The sequence below is a fragment of the Enterococcus sp. DIV2419 genome (assembly GCF_051711865.1).
Taxonomy (GTDB): Bacteria; Bacillota; Bacilli; order Lactobacillales; family Enterococcaceae; genus Enterococcus; species Enterococcus faecalis.
Genome location: NZ_JBIONS010000001.1, coordinates 1,370,948 through 1,388,244 on the forward strand (window position 1 = coordinate 1,370,948; position 17,297 = coordinate 1,388,244).

15 protein-coding genes are annotated in these 17,297 nt (G+C 38.2%); 13 read left to right on the forward strand and 2 right to left on the reverse strand.

All coding sequences use genetic code 11. The features are described 5' to 3' along the window. The first annotated feature begins 10 nt into the window (after nucleotides 1–10). From IGI97_RS06365 to IGI97_RS06390, 6 genes are all read left to right on the forward strand, one after another. Nucleotides 11–910, forward strand: coding sequence for a PTS mannose/fructose/sorbose/N-acetylgalactosamine transporter subunit IIC (locus IGI97_RS06365; protein ID WP_002357253.1), 900 nt, complete (start codon nucleotides 11–13; stop codon nucleotides 908–910). Beyond that, nucleotides 897–1,706 carry a PTS system mannose/fructose/sorbose family transporter subunit IID gene (locus tag IGI97_RS06370; protein WP_002357254.1) on the forward strand — a complete coding sequence of 270 codons (810 nt, stop codon included), beginning with the start codon at nucleotides 897–899 and terminating at the stop codon, nucleotides 1,704–1,706. The genes IGI97_RS06365 and IGI97_RS06370 overlap by 14 nt, the downstream gene beginning before the upstream one ends. Before the next feature lie 19 nt (nucleotides 1,707–1,725). After that, nucleotides 1,726–2,133 carry a PTS sugar transporter subunit IIA gene (locus IGI97_RS06375; RefSeq protein ID WP_131750571.1) on the forward strand — a complete coding sequence of 136 codons (408 nt, stop codon included), beginning with the start codon at nucleotides 1,726–1,728 and terminating at the stop codon, nucleotides 2,131–2,133. Nucleotides 2,134–2,284: 151 nt separating this feature from the next. Next, on the forward strand, nucleotides 2,285–6,259 hold the full coding sequence (locus IGI97_RS06380; protein ID WP_438738229.1) for an endo-alpha-N-acetylgalactosaminidase family protein: 3,975 nt from the start codon (nucleotides 2,285–2,287) through the stop codon (nucleotides 6,257–6,259). Between the two features lie 683 nt (nucleotides 6,260–6,942). Continuing rightward, nucleotides 6,943–8,097: an AI-2E family transporter gene (locus IGI97_RS06385; protein ID WP_002386882.1), complete on the forward strand. Its 1,155-nt coding sequence runs from the start codon at nucleotides 6,943–6,945 to the stop codon at nucleotides 8,095–8,097. 120 nt (nucleotides 8,098–8,217) lie between these two features. After that, nucleotides 8,218–8,862 carry a DUF998 domain-containing protein gene (locus IGI97_RS06390; RefSeq protein WP_438738231.1) on the forward strand — a complete coding sequence of 215 codons (645 nt, stop codon included), beginning with the start codon at nucleotides 8,218–8,220 and terminating at the stop codon, nucleotides 8,860–8,862. Nucleotides 8,863–8,908: 46 nt separating this feature from the next. Here the strand turns inward: IGI97_RS06390 and IGI97_RS06395 are convergent, their stop codons facing one another. Beyond that, on the reverse strand, nucleotides 8,909–9,520 hold the full coding sequence (locus tag IGI97_RS06395; protein ID WP_002382413.1) for a lipoprotein: 612 nt from the start codon (nucleotides 9,518–9,520) through the stop codon (nucleotides 8,909–8,911). Between the two features lie 178 nt (nucleotides 9,521–9,698). On the opposite strand from IGI97_RS06395, the gene IGI97_RS06400 reads away from it, so the two are divergent. The 4 genes from IGI97_RS06400 to IGI97_RS06415 all read left to right on the forward strand — a co-directional run bounded on the left by IGI97_RS06400 (nucleotide 9,699) and on the right by IGI97_RS06415 (nucleotide 13,517). Next, on the forward strand, nucleotides 9,699–10,151 hold the full coding sequence (locus IGI97_RS06400) for a DUF2188 domain-containing protein (protein ID WP_010710281.1): 453 nt from the start codon (nucleotides 9,699–9,701) through the stop codon (nucleotides 10,149–10,151). 189 nt (nucleotides 10,152–10,340) lie between these two features. Next, a complete protein-coding gene (locus IGI97_RS06405) occupies nucleotides 10,341–11,360 on the forward strand; it encodes a branched-chain amino acid aminotransferase (protein ID WP_010707490.1) in 1,020 nt (339 codons plus the stop codon). A 134-nt stretch (nucleotides 11,361–11,494) separates the two neighbouring features. Next, on the forward strand, nucleotides 11,495–11,815 hold the full coding sequence (locus IGI97_RS06410; RefSeq protein WP_002357264.1) for a cupin domain-containing protein: 321 nt from the start codon (nucleotides 11,495–11,497) through the stop codon (nucleotides 11,813–11,815). A gap of 61 nt (nucleotides 11,816–11,876) precedes the next feature. Beyond that, nucleotides 11,877–13,517 carry a peptide ABC transporter substrate-binding protein gene (locus IGI97_RS06415; RefSeq protein WP_002369267.1) on the forward strand — a complete coding sequence of 547 codons (1,641 nt, stop codon included), beginning with the start codon at nucleotides 11,877–11,879 and terminating at the stop codon, nucleotides 13,515–13,517. A 97-nt stretch (nucleotides 13,518–13,614) separates the two neighbouring features. Here the strand turns inward: IGI97_RS06415 and IGI97_RS06420 are convergent, their stop codons facing one another. Further along, a complete protein-coding gene (locus IGI97_RS06420) occupies nucleotides 13,615–14,490 on the reverse strand; it encodes an NAD(P)H-hydrate dehydratase (RefSeq protein WP_202576039.1) in 876 nt (291 codons plus the stop codon). A 149-nt stretch (nucleotides 14,491–14,639) separates the two neighbouring features. Between IGI97_RS06420 and IGI97_RS06425 the strand changes: the two genes are divergently transcribed. From IGI97_RS06425 to purK, 3 genes are all read left to right on the forward strand, one after another. Beyond that, nucleotides 14,640–15,506: an SPFH domain-containing protein gene (locus IGI97_RS06425; protein ID WP_002357267.1), complete on the forward strand. Its 867-nt coding sequence runs from the start codon at nucleotides 14,640–14,642 to the stop codon at nucleotides 15,504–15,506. Nucleotides 15,507–15,678: 172 nt separating this feature from the next. Next, entirely contained in the window at nucleotides 15,679–16,167 is a 489-nt protein-coding gene (gene purE, locus IGI97_RS06430) for a 5-(carboxyamino)imidazole ribonucleotide mutase (RefSeq protein ID WP_010822914.1), read from the forward strand. After that, nucleotides 16,160–17,284: a 5-(carboxyamino)imidazole ribonucleotide synthase gene (gene purK / locus IGI97_RS06435; protein WP_438738233.1), complete on the forward strand. Its 1,125-nt coding sequence runs from the start codon at nucleotides 16,160–16,162 to the stop codon at nucleotides 17,282–17,284. Before purE ends, purK begins: the two co-directional genes overlap by 8 nt. The last annotated feature ends 13 nt before the right edge of the window (nucleotides 17,285–17,297 follow it).

The following is a 17,297-nucleotide window of genomic DNA, read 5'->3' on the forward strand; positions in this document are numbered from 1 at the left end:
GGAACAAAAAATGAATATCTTATGGTGGCAGATCTTATTATTAACATTATACGCAGGATACCAAATTTTAGATGAATTACAAATTTATTCTTCATTAAGTGCGCCAGTGTTTGCAGGTCTTTTTGCAGGATTAGTGATGGGGGATATTAAAGCAGGACTTATTATTGGTGGAAGTATGCAATTAACTGTATTAGGAGTTGGGACTTTCGGGGGTGCCTCCAAAATTGATGCTAACTCAGGTACGATTCTTGCCACAGCATTTTCTGTGTCTTTAGGAATGAACCCTGAACAAGCAATCGCTGCTATTGCAGTACCAGTTGCTAGTTTAATGATTCAATTAGACATTTTGGCTCGTTTTGCGAATACCTACTTTGCACATCGGATTGATAAAATGGTCGAAGATATGAACTACAAAGGAATTGAACGTAACTTCTTAATGGGTGCTTTACCATGGTCTCTTTCTCGAATGATTCCAGTCTTCTTAGCACTTGCTTTTGGTGGTGGTTTAGTACAAAAAGTTGTATCTGTCCTAAATGGCGATTTGAAATGGTTAGGTGATGGCTTGTCTGTTGCTGGGGCGGTCTTACCAGCGGTCGGTTTTGCAATTTTACTACGTTACTTACCAGTGAAAAAACATTTCCCTTATTTAATTCTTGGTTTCACTGTAACTGCTTTACTAGGAACAATCTTTACAAACATGCAACTTTTAGGAACATCTGTTGCGAGCGTTGTGAAAGACTTCAGTGGTGTATTTAACGCACTACCAATGTTAGCAGTCGCTTTAATTGGTTTCGCTTTAGCCGCAATTAGCTACAAAAATGGTCAAATGATTCCGAGTGGGCCAGCAGCCAAAAAAGAACATGCAGCGAATGATTCAGACGAAGGAGAGATTGAAGATGACGAAATCTAATTATAAATTGACGAAAGAAGATTTTAAACAAATTAATCGCAGAAGCTTGTTTACTTTCCAATTAGGTTGGAACTACGAAAGAATGCAAGGATCAGGTTACTTGTATACGATTTTGCCACAATTGCGTAAAATTTATGGGGATGATACGCCCGAATTAAAAGAAGTAATGAAAACACACACGCAATTTTTCAATACTTCAAACTTCTTTAATACGATTATTACAGGGATCGATTTGGCCATTGAAGAAAAAGAAGGCATTGCTGGAAAACAAACAGTTTCAGGTTTGAAAACTGGTTTAATGGGACCGTTTGCAGCAATTGGGGATTCAATTTTCGCAGCTTTAATTCCAACTATTTTTGGGGCGCTAGCTGCCAACATGGCGATTAATGGTAACCCAACTGGTATCTTTATCTGGATTGTTGCTCAAATTGCCGTGATGGTCTTCCGTTGGAAACAATTGGAATTTGCGTATCGCGAAGGAATTTCTTTGGTAACAACTATGCAACACCGCTTAACTGCCTTAACAGACGCTGCAACTTTACTAGGGGTCTTCATGGTTGGCGCTTTAGTAGCAACGATGGTTAATGTGAAACTATCATGGGCACCAAGCATTGGGGATGTAACACTTAACATGCAAAATAACTTGGATATGATTTTACCACGTCTACTCCCTGCAGGAATTGTTGGTGGCGTTTATTGGATGCTAGGTAAAAAGAATATGACGTCTACTAAAGCCATTTTTATCGTATTAATTGTCTGTGTCGCATTGTCTGCGTTAGGTGTTATTTCAAAATAAGTAAGACAGGAGAAAATCGATGAGTGAACATTTAGTTTTAGTAAGTCATGGCCGTTTTTGCGAGGAATTGAAAAAAAGTGCGGAGATGATTATGGGACCGCAAGAAACAATTTCCACTGTTGCTTTATTACCAGAAGAAGGTGAAGCTGACTTTTTAGAAAAATTTGAAGCGATTACGGAATCGTTAGAAGATTTTGTTGTCTTTGCTGATCTATTAGGGGGGACACCTTGTAATATTTTATCTAAAAAAATTATGCAAGGTGCTTCGTTTGACTTATATACTGGGATGAATTTACCGATGGTTATCAGCTATGTAAATGCAAGTTTATTAGCGATCAAAGGTGACTATGTTAAGGAATCAGCAGAAAGTATTGTGAAAGTCAACGAATTGCTGCTAAATGTTGCAGTAGATGACGAGGATGAATAATTCTGACTTGTCGTCGTAAGCTATTACAGTTTTTAAGAGAATGATTTAGAGATGGACGTTCCAAAAATAAAAGAATTTATTTTTGGAACGCCCCTTTAATTGTTAATAATGAAGGCGTGTTCAAAAAAATGTTAGGGGGCTGATTTATCAGATGAAACATGGAAAAATAAAACGAATTAGTACATTGACACTATTGGCAAGCGCAACGATTTTAGTACCATTAAGTACGTCTGCAGAAGAAACAACAAACAGCAGCACTGAAACAAGCTCATCAATGGTGGAACCTGCCGCAACAGAAGAAAAATTGTGGCAATCTGATTTTCCAGGAGGGAAAATTGGTGAGTGGCAAGATGTGATTGGTAAAACAAATCGAGAATTAGCAGGAGAGTCATTGGCGATTTCACGAGATGCAGCAGCAGGTAATAATGCCGTATCTTTAAATTTAGATTCCCCTAAATTAGCTGATGGTGAAGTAGAAACAAGGTTTAAATACACTGCTGGAAGCGGTCGGACGGGTGTGATTATTCGTGGTAATACCAAAGATAGCTGGGTTTTTGTAGGCTATAACGCGAATGGCAAATGGTTAGTTGAAAGCCCTAATTCGTGGAATGATTCAATTTCTGGGCCAACGTTAAATGAAGATACGAATTATTTGTTGAAAGTACGTTATGTTGGTGAAAAAATTACTATCTGGCTTAACACCACGTTGATTTACGAGGGAGAACCTGTTTTGGCCAACGGGGACAAAATTCCAACAGAAGCCGGACATGTGGGTGTCCGTTTGTGGTACGACAAAAAAATTGTCAATTATGACTATTTTAAAAATGGCCCCGTAGATAGCATTCCGGAAATTGTGCCAGAAGTGACACAAATTGCACCAGTCAAAGTTTTTACAAAAATTGGTGTCGCACCAAAATTACCGAAACAAGTAAAAGTGACCTATAATACTGGTAAAGAAGCCAATGAAGCAGTAAGTTGGAATGAAATCGATCCTGCTGCATACAAAGAACCAGGAACTTTTGAAGTCGACGGTACTTTGGAAAATACAAACATCAAAGCAAAAGCCAGCATTGTTGTTGCTAAAGACAATGAAGCTGAAAAAGGCGACAAAATCTCTTCCGCAGATTTAACAGCCGTGGTTGATCCACAATTTCCACGAATTATTCGCTACGAAGACCCTCAGAGTAATCAAGTGATTTTTAATGGCCAACACGAGAAAATTGACCAAGTAATGATTGATGGCAAAGCATATAAAGCAACTGCTGAAAAACAAAAGAGTGAAGCAAATCAAGCCGTTTATAACGTAGCTGTCCCAGAAATTGGTTTGCGTTTCACAACAACATTGACTGTTTCCGAAGGCCAAGAATTAGCTATGAAACTCTCAGATATTCGTGAAGAAGGAACCAAAATACACACAATTTCAATTCCAAATCAAGGCTTGATTTCTGTCAATAGTACAGATGAAGGGGCGACTTTTGCTGGCGTTGTGATGAATACTGGGACAAATGCAAATAACGGAAATAAAAATGGTGATACTATCCAAGATTTAACTACAACAAGCCAAGAAGAAACGAAAAAATATATGTATGGTTTCTTAAATACGGCGAATTATGCTGCAAGTTTTTGGACGAACGCCTATGGAGACGGCTCTGTCGATGGTAGTGACAACAATCGAATCCATAAACAAACAAAAGAAGCGGCGACTGGTTTTGTAACAACCTTGTCAAGTGGGGCATGGACCTATCGACCATTTGATGCACCGGAAGATTACACAACTGGAGAAACGCCAGAAGTGAAAGTTAAATTCTCAAAAGATAGCAACGACGACAATCGGGTGGATTGGCAAGATGCGGCAATTGGGTTCCGTTCAATTATGAATAACCCAATGGGCGCGGAAAAAGTCCCTGAATTAGTCAACCAACGGATTCCTTTTAACTTTGCTAGTCAGGCGACAAACCCATTCTTAGTGACGTTAGACGAATCAAAACGTATTTACAATTTAACAGATGGATTAGGACAAATGAATTTACTAAAAGGGTATCAAAATGAAGGACATGATTCTGCGCATCCAGATTACGGTGCTATTGGTCAGCGACCTGGTGGGGAACAAGCGTTGAATCAATTAATTGATGAAGGCCATAAATTAAATGCCGTTTTCGGTGTGCATATTAATGACACCGAGTCTTACCCAGAAGCAAAAGGATTTAATGAGGAATTAGTTGATCCAACGAAGCGTGGCTGGGATTGGTTAGATCCGTCATATTTTATTAAACAAAGACCCGATGCATTGAGTGGTCGTCGCTATGAGCGCTTTAAAGAATTAAAACAAAAAGCACCGAATCTAGATTATATTTATGTTGATGTTTGGGGCAATCAAGGCGAATCAGGTTGGGCAAGTCGTCAACTAAGTAAAGAAATTAATTCACTCGGTTGGTTTACAACCAATGAATTTCCGAATGCTTTAGAGTATGACTCGGTTTGGAACCATTGGTCTGCAGAAAAAGATTACGGCGGTACAACAACGAAAGGCTTTAACAGTACAATCGTTCGTTTTATTCGGAATCATCAAAAAGACACTTGGATTATTTCCGACAACCCTTTGTTAGGTGGAGCTGAATTTGAAGCCTATGAAGGTTGGGTGGGTAAAACCAATTTTAATACCTATCGCCAAAAAACTTTTGCCATTAATGTCCCAACTAAGTTCTTACAACATTACCAAATTACAAACTGGGAAACTACAACAGCAGCAGATGGTCAAATCTATGGTACGATTAAATTAGCGAACGGTGCTGAAAAAGTGACCGTTACTCAAGCAGATGCTAATTCGCCAAGAAGCATTACGTTAAATGAGACAGAAGTTCTAAAAGGTGATGCGTATCTACTGCCTTGGAATGTCAATGGTCAAGACAAACTATATCACTGGAATCCAAAAGGCGGTACCAGCACTTGGTCATTGGATAAGAAAATGCAAGGAAAAACGAATTTACATTTATATGAATTAACAGATCAAGGGCGTATTGACAAAGGCGCAATTGCCACTACAAATAACCAAGTGACCATCCAAGCCGAGGCTAATACACCGTATGTCATTGCTGAACCTGACAGTATTGAACCGATGACATTTGGAACAGGAACACCATTTAAAGATCCTGGATTTAATGAAGCCAATACCTTAAAAAATAACTGGAAAGTTTTCCGAGGTGATGGTGAAGTTAAAAAAGATGCCAACGGTGATTATGTCTTTAGTTCAGAAAAAGAAAGAACCGAAATCAAACAAGACATCAATCTTCCTAAACCAGGAAAATATAGTTTGTATCTAAACACAGAAACACATGATCGTAAAGCCACAGTAACTGTTAAAATTGGTGGTAAGAAATATACGCGGACAGTGAATAATTCGGTTGCCCAAAACTACATTCAGGCAGATATTAACCATACAAGCAGGAAAAATCCGCAGTATATGCAAAATATGCGAATTGATTTTGAAATCCCAGATAATGCCAAAAAAGGCTCGGTGACATTAGCGGTTGATAAAGGCAATTCCGTTACAAAATTTGATGATTTACGAATTGTTGAGCGTCAAACGGATATCATGAACCCAGACAAACAAACAGTTATTAAGCAAGATTTTGAAGACACAAAAGCAGTTGGGTTATATCCGTTTGTTAAAGGCTCAGCTGGTGGTGTAGAAGATCCACGGATTCATTTATCAGAAAGAAATGAACCTTACACACAATATGGTTGGAATGGAAACCTTGTTTCAGATGTATTAGAAGGCAACTGGTCCTTGAAAGCCCATAAACAAGGAGCAGGTTTGATGCTTCAAACAATTCCGCAAAATATTAAATTTGAACCGAACAAGAAATATACGGTCCAATTTGATTATCAAACTGATGGTGAAAATGTCTTTACTGCTGGGACCATTAATGGGGAGTTGAAAAATAACAATGACTTTAAGCCAGTCGGTGAGTTGACTTCGACAGCAGCAGATGGTCAAACCAAGCATTATGAAGCAGAAATAATTGGGGATGCTTCAGGAAATACTACGTTTGGTATTTTTACAACAGGTGCCGATAAAGATTTCATTATGGATAACTTTACGGTCACAGTGGAATCGAAAAAATAAATTTAGTCTATCTAGAAGAGGTCGGGACAGAAGTGCTTAACTCCGAGAACCAAGTAGGTACTGTTCAACATCTATTTGCTTTGCAAATAGTGTTTCTCAGCAATAAGAAGAAATTTCCGAAAATTGTCATAAAACACAACGAGGAACGAGTTGATGTTGCATGATACCTACCCGGTGTTCTATAATTTTGGGAGACCAAGTAGGTATTGTTCATCATCGAATCACTACGTTCTTCGTGATTCTCAACAATTTCGGCTTATTTCCGAAGGACCTTCACCAAGTAGGTACGATGATTTCATCTGTTCATGCTTCACAGTGAAACATCGCAACTCTTAGAGCTGTAGCTCTTTTGAAGGCTGTACTGTGACGAGACGCATGTCGAGAAAACACCTTAGAAGTTGTTGAGATCGGAGCAACGCGTAGTGTTGCTTCTGTTCCCGCCGTTTATCAGTTTTTGAGCGTGAAGCAAAAATCCAAAGTGATTTTTGTCCCACGCTCTACTTCTTTTATGAGAAGAAGCAAGGTCTAGTGCCTCATTTTTATACTGCAGAATAAACAGACACATTTTTTAAAGTGTCAGGCTTCTTTGTGTATTTCATCAAGAACGAATGGACAAACTTGCCTTTTGCCACAAATCGTTTACAATTACAATGATAGGCATAATTTATTTAGAGGTGAAGTGATTGAAGAAATACAATGTTGATTGGAATTACTGGGTTGTCCGCTTTTTATTTGTAATGGCGCTGATTGTTGGCTATTTATTAATCACGAATTATCAGCACTTTGTCCATAGTGTTTCGGGTTTGTTAGGCATCTTATCCCCATTCATTACTGGGTTCGTGATTGCTTATTTATTGAGTGGAAGTCAGAAAAAAATCGAGGGATTACTAGAAAGAGTACCTTTACCAGTCGTTAAAAAAGCGAAACACGGCTTGAGTGTACTCCTTTTGTACCTAATTATTTTGTTTATTTTTGTCTTGACATTAAACTATATCGTTCCGCTACTCATTAGTAATTTAGTAGATTTAGCAAACTCTTTACCCACTTTTTATGATCACATGGTTCAGTTTGTGATGAGTTTAGAAGATAAAGGGATTTTAAAAACAGCAGCGATTGAAAAATATTTAAATAGTGTCCTTAAAGATTTGTCGCCGGAACGTTTTTTAAATCAATGGACACAAGCGTTGTTTTCATTAGGAACGTTGACTAAAAATGTTTCTTCATTCTTTTTAAATGCATTTTTGACGTTGATTATCTCAATATATGCGCTGGTATTTAAGCAATCTATTTTGACATTTGTTGAAAAGGCTGCCCACAAATTGCTGTCCGAAAAAGTGTACAAGCAAACACAAACCTGGTTAAATACAACGAATAAAATTTTCTATAAATTTATCAGTTGCCAATTTCTTGATGCTTGTATAATTGGCGTTTCATCAACGATTTTGTTAAGTATTTTGAATGTGAAATTTGCTGTGACTTTGGGGATTTTATTAGGTATTTGTAATATGATTCCTTATTTTGGTTCGATTTTTGCGTCAATTGTTGCTGGTGTGATTACGCTTTTCACGGGTGGTGTTACTCAAGCAATTACGGTGTTACTAGTTTTATTAATTTTACAACAAATTGACGGTAATATTATTGGTCCTCGAATTATGGGAGATGCCCTAAATGTCAATCCGATTTTAATTATTGTTTCAATTACGATTGGGGGAGCGTACTTCGGCGTCTTAGGGATGTTTTTAGCAGTTCCTGTTGCTGCAATCATTAAAATTATTGTCTCGGAGTGGCTAAATGAATCAAAAGAAAATGATAAGATTGTAGATTCTATTGAATCCTAAAGTAAAACTTTTCGTCTCGCGTTGACGAAAAGTTTTTTAGTGGGAAAGAAAGTTTCATTATTTGGAATTTTTGATATGCTATACTTGAAGTAAATAGAAAATCAAAATTGAGGTGAATAGATGCAGTTTTTAAAAAAATATGGCGGCTTTTTTTTAGTTTTAGGGGTCTTACTTGATTTTTTTACACCTTATTATGTCGGATTCAAAGATCAAGGTTACAATCAATTGACAGAAGTAATTAGCTTATTAGGTGATGTAAATAGTCCAGTTAGGGAAACCTTTAATCGGTTAACTATCATTGCGGGAATGTTGATGTTAGCAAGTTTACCTAGGATATATGCTATTTTTTCTAGAAAAACGAAAAAAGGTGCTTGGTTAGTAGTGGCAATGATTGGCGCTTATGGTTTATTTGATTGTATTTTCAGTGGGCTCTTCAGCGTAGACACTTCAAGCGCTGGCACAGTTGCTGCCGCGCTTCATAACGGAGGATCAGCAGTCGGTTATACAGGCTTTTTGTTGTTATCAGGCGTCTTAACCATTATCTATAGTAAATACGGTTCGCAAAAAAATAAAAAACTTTTTGGCTTTTTGTTTATTTTATGTATGCTTGCAGCCAGCTTATATGGCTTAGCAAGGATTCCACAACTACAACAGGTAAAACCATTTAATTATTTAGGCTTATGGCAAAGAGTGAGTTCATTTTGTAATTATCTACCAATGCTGGCACTGTGTTTACAAACTAAAACCAATGACAAATTTGATTGAACATTTGTCATTGGTTTTTTACTAGTTAAAATTGTCTGGTAATAACTTAATTATTGGCTACGGTGACTTCACCAGTAACAGTGGCACCATCTTTTTCTAAGTCAGCAGAATCTTTGTATTCTTGTTTATCAAAAGTAATATTGCCATTAACTTTGGTACCATTTAAAGTAAAGCCATTTGCTTTCACCTCAATATCACCTTTGACAGTCCCATGAACGATGTTGAAATTTTCAGAAGAAACGATTAGCTTAGGAACCGTGATTTCATATTCAGCAGTTACTTTTTTATTATCATCTTGAGAATAAAGCGCTAATTTACGATAGACATCGTTGGAATCTTTCCCCTTATCATGGAAAGTACCAGCAACTGTTACCTCTTTATCAAAAGTGACATTGTCAGTAGCTGCGACAATCCAATTTCCTTTATCACTTAACGCCATTTCGAGCTCTTCAGGCTTGGCACTAATTGAAGCACCAGAGACTACTTCTGTACTTGAATTAGCTGTTTCTTTGCTACTAGAACTACTATCTGTTTTTTTATCAGATGAACAAGCACTAAGCAGCACAAGAGCAGCAGTTGCCGTCAAAACAGTGGTGAGTACTTTAGACATTTTCATGAAAATCCCTCCAAAAAATTTATTTATTTCTTCCTTTATCATAACTGATTCAAAGGGAAATGAGTAATCATACACTCAAAGATTGAGAAGTTTGGCCAACGGGAAATTAGGCTTATTCTCTCAAGAATGTTCAGGAAATATTCAAAGTAATCATTTCTTTTTCAAATGTTCCTTTTCTGTAGTAAGCTAGTAATAGACAGAATTTAAGGAGGAGATTTTGATGCCTTGGAATATGAATGATTATCCTACATCAATGAAAAATTTAGCACCTTTGATTCGGAAAAAAGCGATAGATATTGGCAATGCGTTGCTTGCGGATGGCTACCCTGATGATCGCGCCATTCCAATTGCGATTAGTCAAGCGGAGAAATGGTATCAAGAGGCAAGTGAAGCAGACAAAAAAGCCTTCGAACAAGAAGCAAATCCTACGAAACAAGATTCGCATAAACAGGATAAACATGCGGGAAAATTATTAACGGCGGCTGTCAACGTTAAATATAAAGACGGCCAATGGTTGGTGATTTCAGACAGCGCTGAAAAAGCAAGTAATACATTTACCCACAAACAAGAGGCGGTTGAACGAGCTCAAGAAATTGCTCGAAATAAGCAAACAAAGCTGAAAATCTATAAGCAAGATGGTACGTTACAAGAAACCAAAGAATATACTGAATAATTTTTCGAAACCTTGATATTCCGTTGCAATTCAAGAAACGGTTATCAAGGTTTTTTTGCGAGGAGAAATGGACAAGTAAGAAAAAATAACAAAAGTTAAGAATGAGAATAAGACTTGCTTTTCTAGTTTTTGGTGGGTACAATTACACTAATTAAGATAAAAAATCAAAATAATTGAGGTGCTACGACAATGGAAAAAGCCAATCTTGATTGGAATAATTTAGGATTTTCTTACATTAAAACGCCCTTTCGTTATATTAGTTATTGGCGAGATGGCAAGTGGGAAGAAGGCACGCTAACAGATAACAATCAGTTAACGATTAGTGAAGGTTCGCCTGCTCTACATTATGGCCAACAATGTTTTGAAGGATTAAAAGCGTATCAATGTGCAGATGGTTCTGTCAATTTGTTTCGTCCAGATGAAAATGCCAAACGGCTACAAAAAAGTTGTGCGCGTCTACTGATGCCACAAGTGCCAGTAGAAACCTTTGTTTCTGCATGCCAAGAAGTGGTGAAAGCCAACCTTGCTTATTTACCGCCATATGGAACGGGCGGTACGTTGTATCTTCGCCCTTATATGATTGGTGTCGGCGATAATATTGGCGTAGCACCTGCCAAAGAATACATTTTTTCTATTTTTTGCGTGCCGGTTGGTTCGTATTTTAAAAATGGTTTAGCACCCACCAACTTTATCGTTTCTGAATATGATCGAGCAGCGGGTCGAGGAACTGGGGCCGCTAAAGTGGGGGGCAATTATGCAGCTAGTCTTTTACCAGGTGCAGAAGCACATGAGAAAGAATTTAGTGATTGCATTTATTTAGATCCGTATACGCATACGAAAATTGAAGAAGTTGGTGCAGCTAATTTCTTTGGCATAACCAAAGAGGGTACTTTTATTACGCCGAAATCAGCGTCTATTTTGCCAAGTATTACTAAATATTCATTATTGACGCTAGCAAAAGAACGTTTAGGGATGACGGCGCTTGAAGGAGACGTTTACATTGATCGATTAGCGGACTTCTCCGAAGCGGGTGCTTGTGGCACAGCGGCGATTATTTCTCCTATTGGTGGGATTCAAAACGGCACAGATTTCCATGTATTTTATAGTGAAACGGAAGTTGGACCAGTGACTAAGCAACTATATGATGAACTGGTTGGCATACAGTTTGGTGACAAAGAAGCGCCAGAAGGCTGGATTGTAAAAGTTTAAAGAGACAAAAAAGAGAGAATTCATGCTCTCTTTTTTTTGTGTAGAATATTCAGAATTTTCTATAAAAATGTTGACTTTGATTCTATTTAAAGGAATAATGGAAGATACAAGATTTAAAAAAGGAGGGGAAGCTATTGCTTATTAAATCAGCAGAATCAGAAGAAATGACGATTTTTTTTGATAAAGAAAACCAACCAAATGCACAAGTTCAAATGGGCATTATTACATTACAACCTGGTGAAAAACGGCCTTTAGCTGGATATGCTCGCCATGAACAGGATGAATATTCTTATGTGATTTCTGGCGAAGCACATACGATTTTAGAAGATGGTCAAGACTTAGTCGGAAAAGCTGGACAAGCCCAATTAATTGAAGCTGGTGAGGGGCACATTAATTATAATGATGGGTTGGAGCCAGCGGTCGTTGTCTGGATGCTTGTGGAAAGGACAGAATAAAAGGGGAGCTGTCTTTCTGTAAGTAAAAGCATAAAAAATGAAGAGTTATAGGAGAAAGAAGATGAAAAAGTATTTAAAAATCACAATGGTTTGTATTTTATTGGTAGGATTTTTAGCTGGGTGTACCAATAAAAATGAAAATAAAAAGAAACAGAAAAATACCAAAGAAGCCGTTCAACTGATGTCACCCTCGGAATTAACAACGCTCAACACCTCTGTATTATTGGATTTTCCAGATGCTATTGTCCAAACTGCAGCGTTTGAAGGGTTATATAGTTTAGATGAACAAGACCAATTGGTACCAGCCGTAGCAAAAGCATTGCCGATGATTTCAGAAGATGGAAAAACCTACACGATTTCTTTGAGAAAAGAAGCGGTTTGGAGTAACGATGATCCTGTCACAGCACATGATTTTGAATATGCTTGGAAAAAAATGATTGATCCTAAAAACGGATTTGTTTATAGCTTCCTCATCGTTGAAACAATTCAAAATGGTGCAGAAATCTCAGCGGGAAAATTAGCACCCAATGAACTTGGTGTCACAGCTGTGGATGATTATACATTAAAGGTGACGCTCAAAGAGCCAAAACCGTACTTTACGTCCTTGTTAGCTTTTCCTACATTTTTCCCGCAAAATCAAAAAGTAGTCGAACAATTTGGTGCGGACTATGGAACTGCTAGCGATAAAGTCGTCTATAATGGCCCGTTTGTGGTAAAAGATTGGCAGCAAACAAAGATGGACTGGCAACTAGCAAAAAATAATCGCTATTGGGATCACCAGAACGTGCGCTCAGACATTATCAATTATACGGTTATCAAAGAAACATCTACTGCATTGAATCTTTTTGAAGATGGACAATTAGATGTGGCTACACTAAGTGGTGAACTGGCGCAACAGAATAAAAATAATACGTTGTATCATTCGTATCCAACAGCGACAATGAACTATTTGCGCTTAAATCAAAAACGGAAAGGGCAAGCAACGCCGCTTGCAAACGAAAACCTGCGTAAAGCGTTGGCTTTAGGCATAGATAAAGAAAATCTAGTCAATAATATTATTGCAGATGGTTCTAAAGCGCTACATGGTGCGATTACGGAAGGCTTTGTGGCGAATCCCACAACGGGCCTCGATTTTCGTCAAGAAGCAGGTAATTTAATGGTTTATAACAAAGAAAAAGCGCAAAGTTATTGGAAAAAAGCACAAGCAGAATTAGGAGAAAAGGTTAACGTTGAATTGATGGTGACAGATGATGGTTCTTACAAAAAAATTGGTGAAAGTTTGCAAGGCTCGCTACAAGAACTGTTTCCTGGTTTGACAATAGAGCTAACCGCATTGCCGACCGAAGCTGCATTGAACTTTGGGCGAGAAAGTGACTATGATTTATTCTTAATTTACTGGACACCAGACTATCAAGATCCTATTTCTACCCTGATGACTTTATACAAGGGCAATGATCGCAATTATCAGAACCCTGTCTATGACAAATTATTAGATGAAGCAGCCACAACCTATGCCTTAGAGCCAGAAAAAAGATGGGCGACACTGATTGCAGCTGAAAAAGAAGTGATTGAAACGACTGCTGGCATGATTCCACTTAGCCAAAATGAACAAACAGTCCTGCAAAATGATAAAGTCAAAGGCTTGAATTTTCATACCTTTGGCGCTCCATTAACGTTAAAAAATGTTTATAAGGAAAAATAAAAAGAGAGCCTGGGCTGAAAATCGCTTTTGATTTTCGGCCCAGGCTTAAATCCTGCTTTTTAACCCAAAATTTGTCACCATTTAGCCTTTTCGGGTTTTATCTCGAACGCTTCTGTTCTAATAGTTCAGAATCAGGTGCAGTGTGTGGCTGGGCATATTTTTTCATATATGTCGGCAAGGCTTGACTAATCTTCGTTGGTAAAACAACATAGTCGGTTTTGGCCAAATCATCACCAATGAGACTGTGTAAGTAGACGGCGCCAGCAATGGTTTCAATTGTCGGCTTAAACTGAGCTAAAAAACCAGCAATGATGCCAGCCAAGGTATCCCCAGTTCCGCCAGTAGCCATCCCAGGGTTGCCGCCTGTATTTTGAAAAGGTTCTCCTGCGTGGAAAATTGTGGTGCGATGACTTTTTAAAACAATCGTACTGCCTAATTTTGCTTGTTGGCGCTGGTTATTTGCCAGTGTTTGTTGCTCGATAGGTAAGTGACTCAAACGTTGCCATTCCATTTGATGAGGTGTGAAAACAACTTTTTCAGGATAGGTAAGGGAAAAATTGCCTTGGCTAAACAGGGTAATTGCTGAGCCATCGATAATTAACCATTGTTGTTTTTGATGTTGGACGAGTACCATCTTTAATATTTGTTGTGCAGTAGCATCTAAGCCTAAACCTGGACCAATTAAAATAACCTCCGCTTGTTCTACGACGTCCGTCAGAAAAACTGTTTCTTCCAAGCCCACGACCATGGCTTCTGGGCATCTTGCATGTAAAGGCCCGTGATTTTTAACATCAGTAATCACAGTGGTGAGACCAGCGCCACTATTGATACACGCTTCGGTACTCATGATGATGGCTCCGCCATATTGACGGTTTCCTCCAATTAATACAACACGCCCAAAATTACTTTTATAAGAGTCAGAGGGGCGTTGAGTGATGACTTCCTCTAAAATGTCCTTGCTTAAATAGCGCATTCTATCACTCCTTTTCTTGGGATTTCTTTGTTCTCAGTATACTACAAGAGCCCCGAAAAAATCAGTTTATTTAATGTTAAAAGTTACTCTATTGAAGGCAATGAGGTGTATAATAAGGACCAGATAAATGAGTTAGGAGAGTGAAACAGATGGAAGAGAAAAAAACATTTTATATGAGTGGCTACGTAGGAATTGCGAGCTTATTAGTTATTTTAATTGCGGGAATTGGTTTATTTATTTATGGAGCAAGTCATACCAATGGAGTTCTTGTTGTTTTAGGTATTATTTTGTTAGTTGGGGCTATTTTATTTTTAAGTTCCCTAACTATTGTTAGTCCCAACCAGGCGAAAGCTATTTTATTTTTTGGTCGTTACTTAGGTACGATTAAAGAAAATGGGTTGTTTATTACCATTCCATTTACGCAAAAAATGAACATTTCTTTGAAAGTACGAAATTTCAATAGTTCTCTATTAAAAGTCAATGACTCTGACGGGAATCCAATCGAAATCTCTGCGGTCATCGTTTTTCGGGTAGTCGATACAGCTAAGGCGTTATTTAATGTCGATTATTATCAAGACTTTGTGGAAATTCAAAGCGAAACGGCAATCCGGCATGTAGCAACACAATATCCTTATGACACTTTTTCAGATAATGATGTAACTCTGCGAGGAAATACCGAACAAATTTCCGAGGAGTTAACCAAAGAATTGCAAGAACGCTTAGCAGTGGCTGGTGTAGAGGTTATCGAAACACGGTTGAATCATTTAGCTTATGCAACTGAAATTGCTAGCTCCATGTTGCAAAGACAGCAAGCAAAAGCAATCTTAGCGGCTCGACAAACAATTGTTGAAGGTGCGGTAAGCATGACACAAATGGCCTTAGAACAGATTGAAGAAGGGCAAGAAATTAATTTTACCGATGAACGAAAAGTACAACTTATTAATAATTTACTAGTCTCAATCATTACTGATAAGGGCACACAACCAGTTATTAATACAGGCGACGTTTCTTCTTAAAGAGGAAGCAACGCTAAAAATAGCAAAAAAGAGTCATCTTTCCGATGACTCTTTTTTTGATAAACACGAACATTATATAATTTTAATCTATAATATTTCGGTTTTTCTTTGACATCTCTTTTTCTCATTGTTAGAATAACAGTGAAAAAAGGCGGAAGGAGTTATTACATTCATGAAACCATTAGTCGCTGTGATTATGGGAAGTACCTCAGACTGGGCAACGATGAAAGTTGCTTGTCTTGTGTTGGAAGAGTTGAAAATTCCTTATGAAAAACGAGTGATATCAGCACATAGGACCCCTGATTTGATGTTTCGTTTTGCAGAGGAATCACGAACAAAAGGATTGAAGGTTATTATCGCTGGCGCTGGTGGAGCGGCCCATTTACCAGGGATGGTAGCTGCAAAGACAACCTTACCTGTCATTGGTGTTCCAGTTAAAACACGAACATTAAACGGTATTGATTCACTGTTGTCTATTGTGCAGATGCCAGGGGGAGTTCCTGTAGCAACAACTGCGATTGGCTCAGCAGGTGCTACCAATGCTGGGTTATTAGCTGCAGAAATACTAAGTATTGATGATTTACAGTTAGCAGAAAGAATCCAAGCAAGACGACAATCATTGGAAAAAGCGGTTATGGAAAGTGGGGAACAACTTGAATAAACCTTTAAAAGTCGGAGCAACTATTGGCATTATAGGTGGGGGACAGTTAGGGCGAATGCTAGTCATGAGTGGTAAAAAAATGGGTTTCCAAATGATTGTGTTGGACCCAACGCTCAATAGTCCAGCTGGTCAAGTAGCTGACCGTCAAATTGTGGCAGCCTTTGATCAGATATCTGCTTTAACTGAACTAGCAGAGTTATGCGATGTGATCACCTATGAATTTGAAAATATTGAAGTGGCCTCCCTAGAAAAGGCCATTCCACTAGAAAAGCTGCCACAAGGAACAGGATTGTTAAAAATTACTCAAAATCGATTGCTTGAAAAAACGTTTCTTCAATCGATTGGCTGTAAGATTGCTTCTTTTGCGGAAGTGAAAAGTCAGAAAGAGCTGCCACAAGCAACAGAAAAGATTGGTTTTCCATGTGTCTTAAAAACTATTCAAGGTGGATACGATGGAAAAGGACAGATCGTCTTAAAATGCGAAGAGGATTTCTCCCAAGCGACTAAATTATTAGCTAACGCCACTTGTGAATTAGAAAAGTGGGTGCCTTTCACTAAAGAACTTTCAATCATCGTTGCAGGGAATAAGCATGGTTACCAAAGCTTTCCTGTATCTGAAAACATTCATCGAAAGAATATCTTGCATGAATCAATTGTGCCCGCTCGAATTTCTGAGAATGTGCAACAAAAAGCAGCGGAATTGGCGCAACACATTGCTGAGGAATTAAATTTATCTGGGGTTTTAGCTATCGAACTGTTTTTAACGGATTCAGAAGAGTTGTACGTCAATGAATTAGCGCCACGGCCTCATAACTCAGGTCATTACTCTATTGAAGCTTGCTCATTTAGTCAATTTGATGCGCATATTCGAGGGATTAGCAATTGGGGCATTGGGTTACCCCAGTTACTTCAACCAGTGGTTATGGTGAATCTCCTAGGCGAACACTTAGAAAAAAGCTACCAGTTATGCACGTCAAAACCCACTTGGCAAGTCCATTACTATGGAAAAGCCGAATCAAAAGTGGGCAGAAAAATGGGCCACGTCACCATTACAACACCTTGCTTATCAGAAACGTTAAAGGAAATTGAGACTGTTGGTATTTGGAACGTAACTTAATAAATGCTTGCTC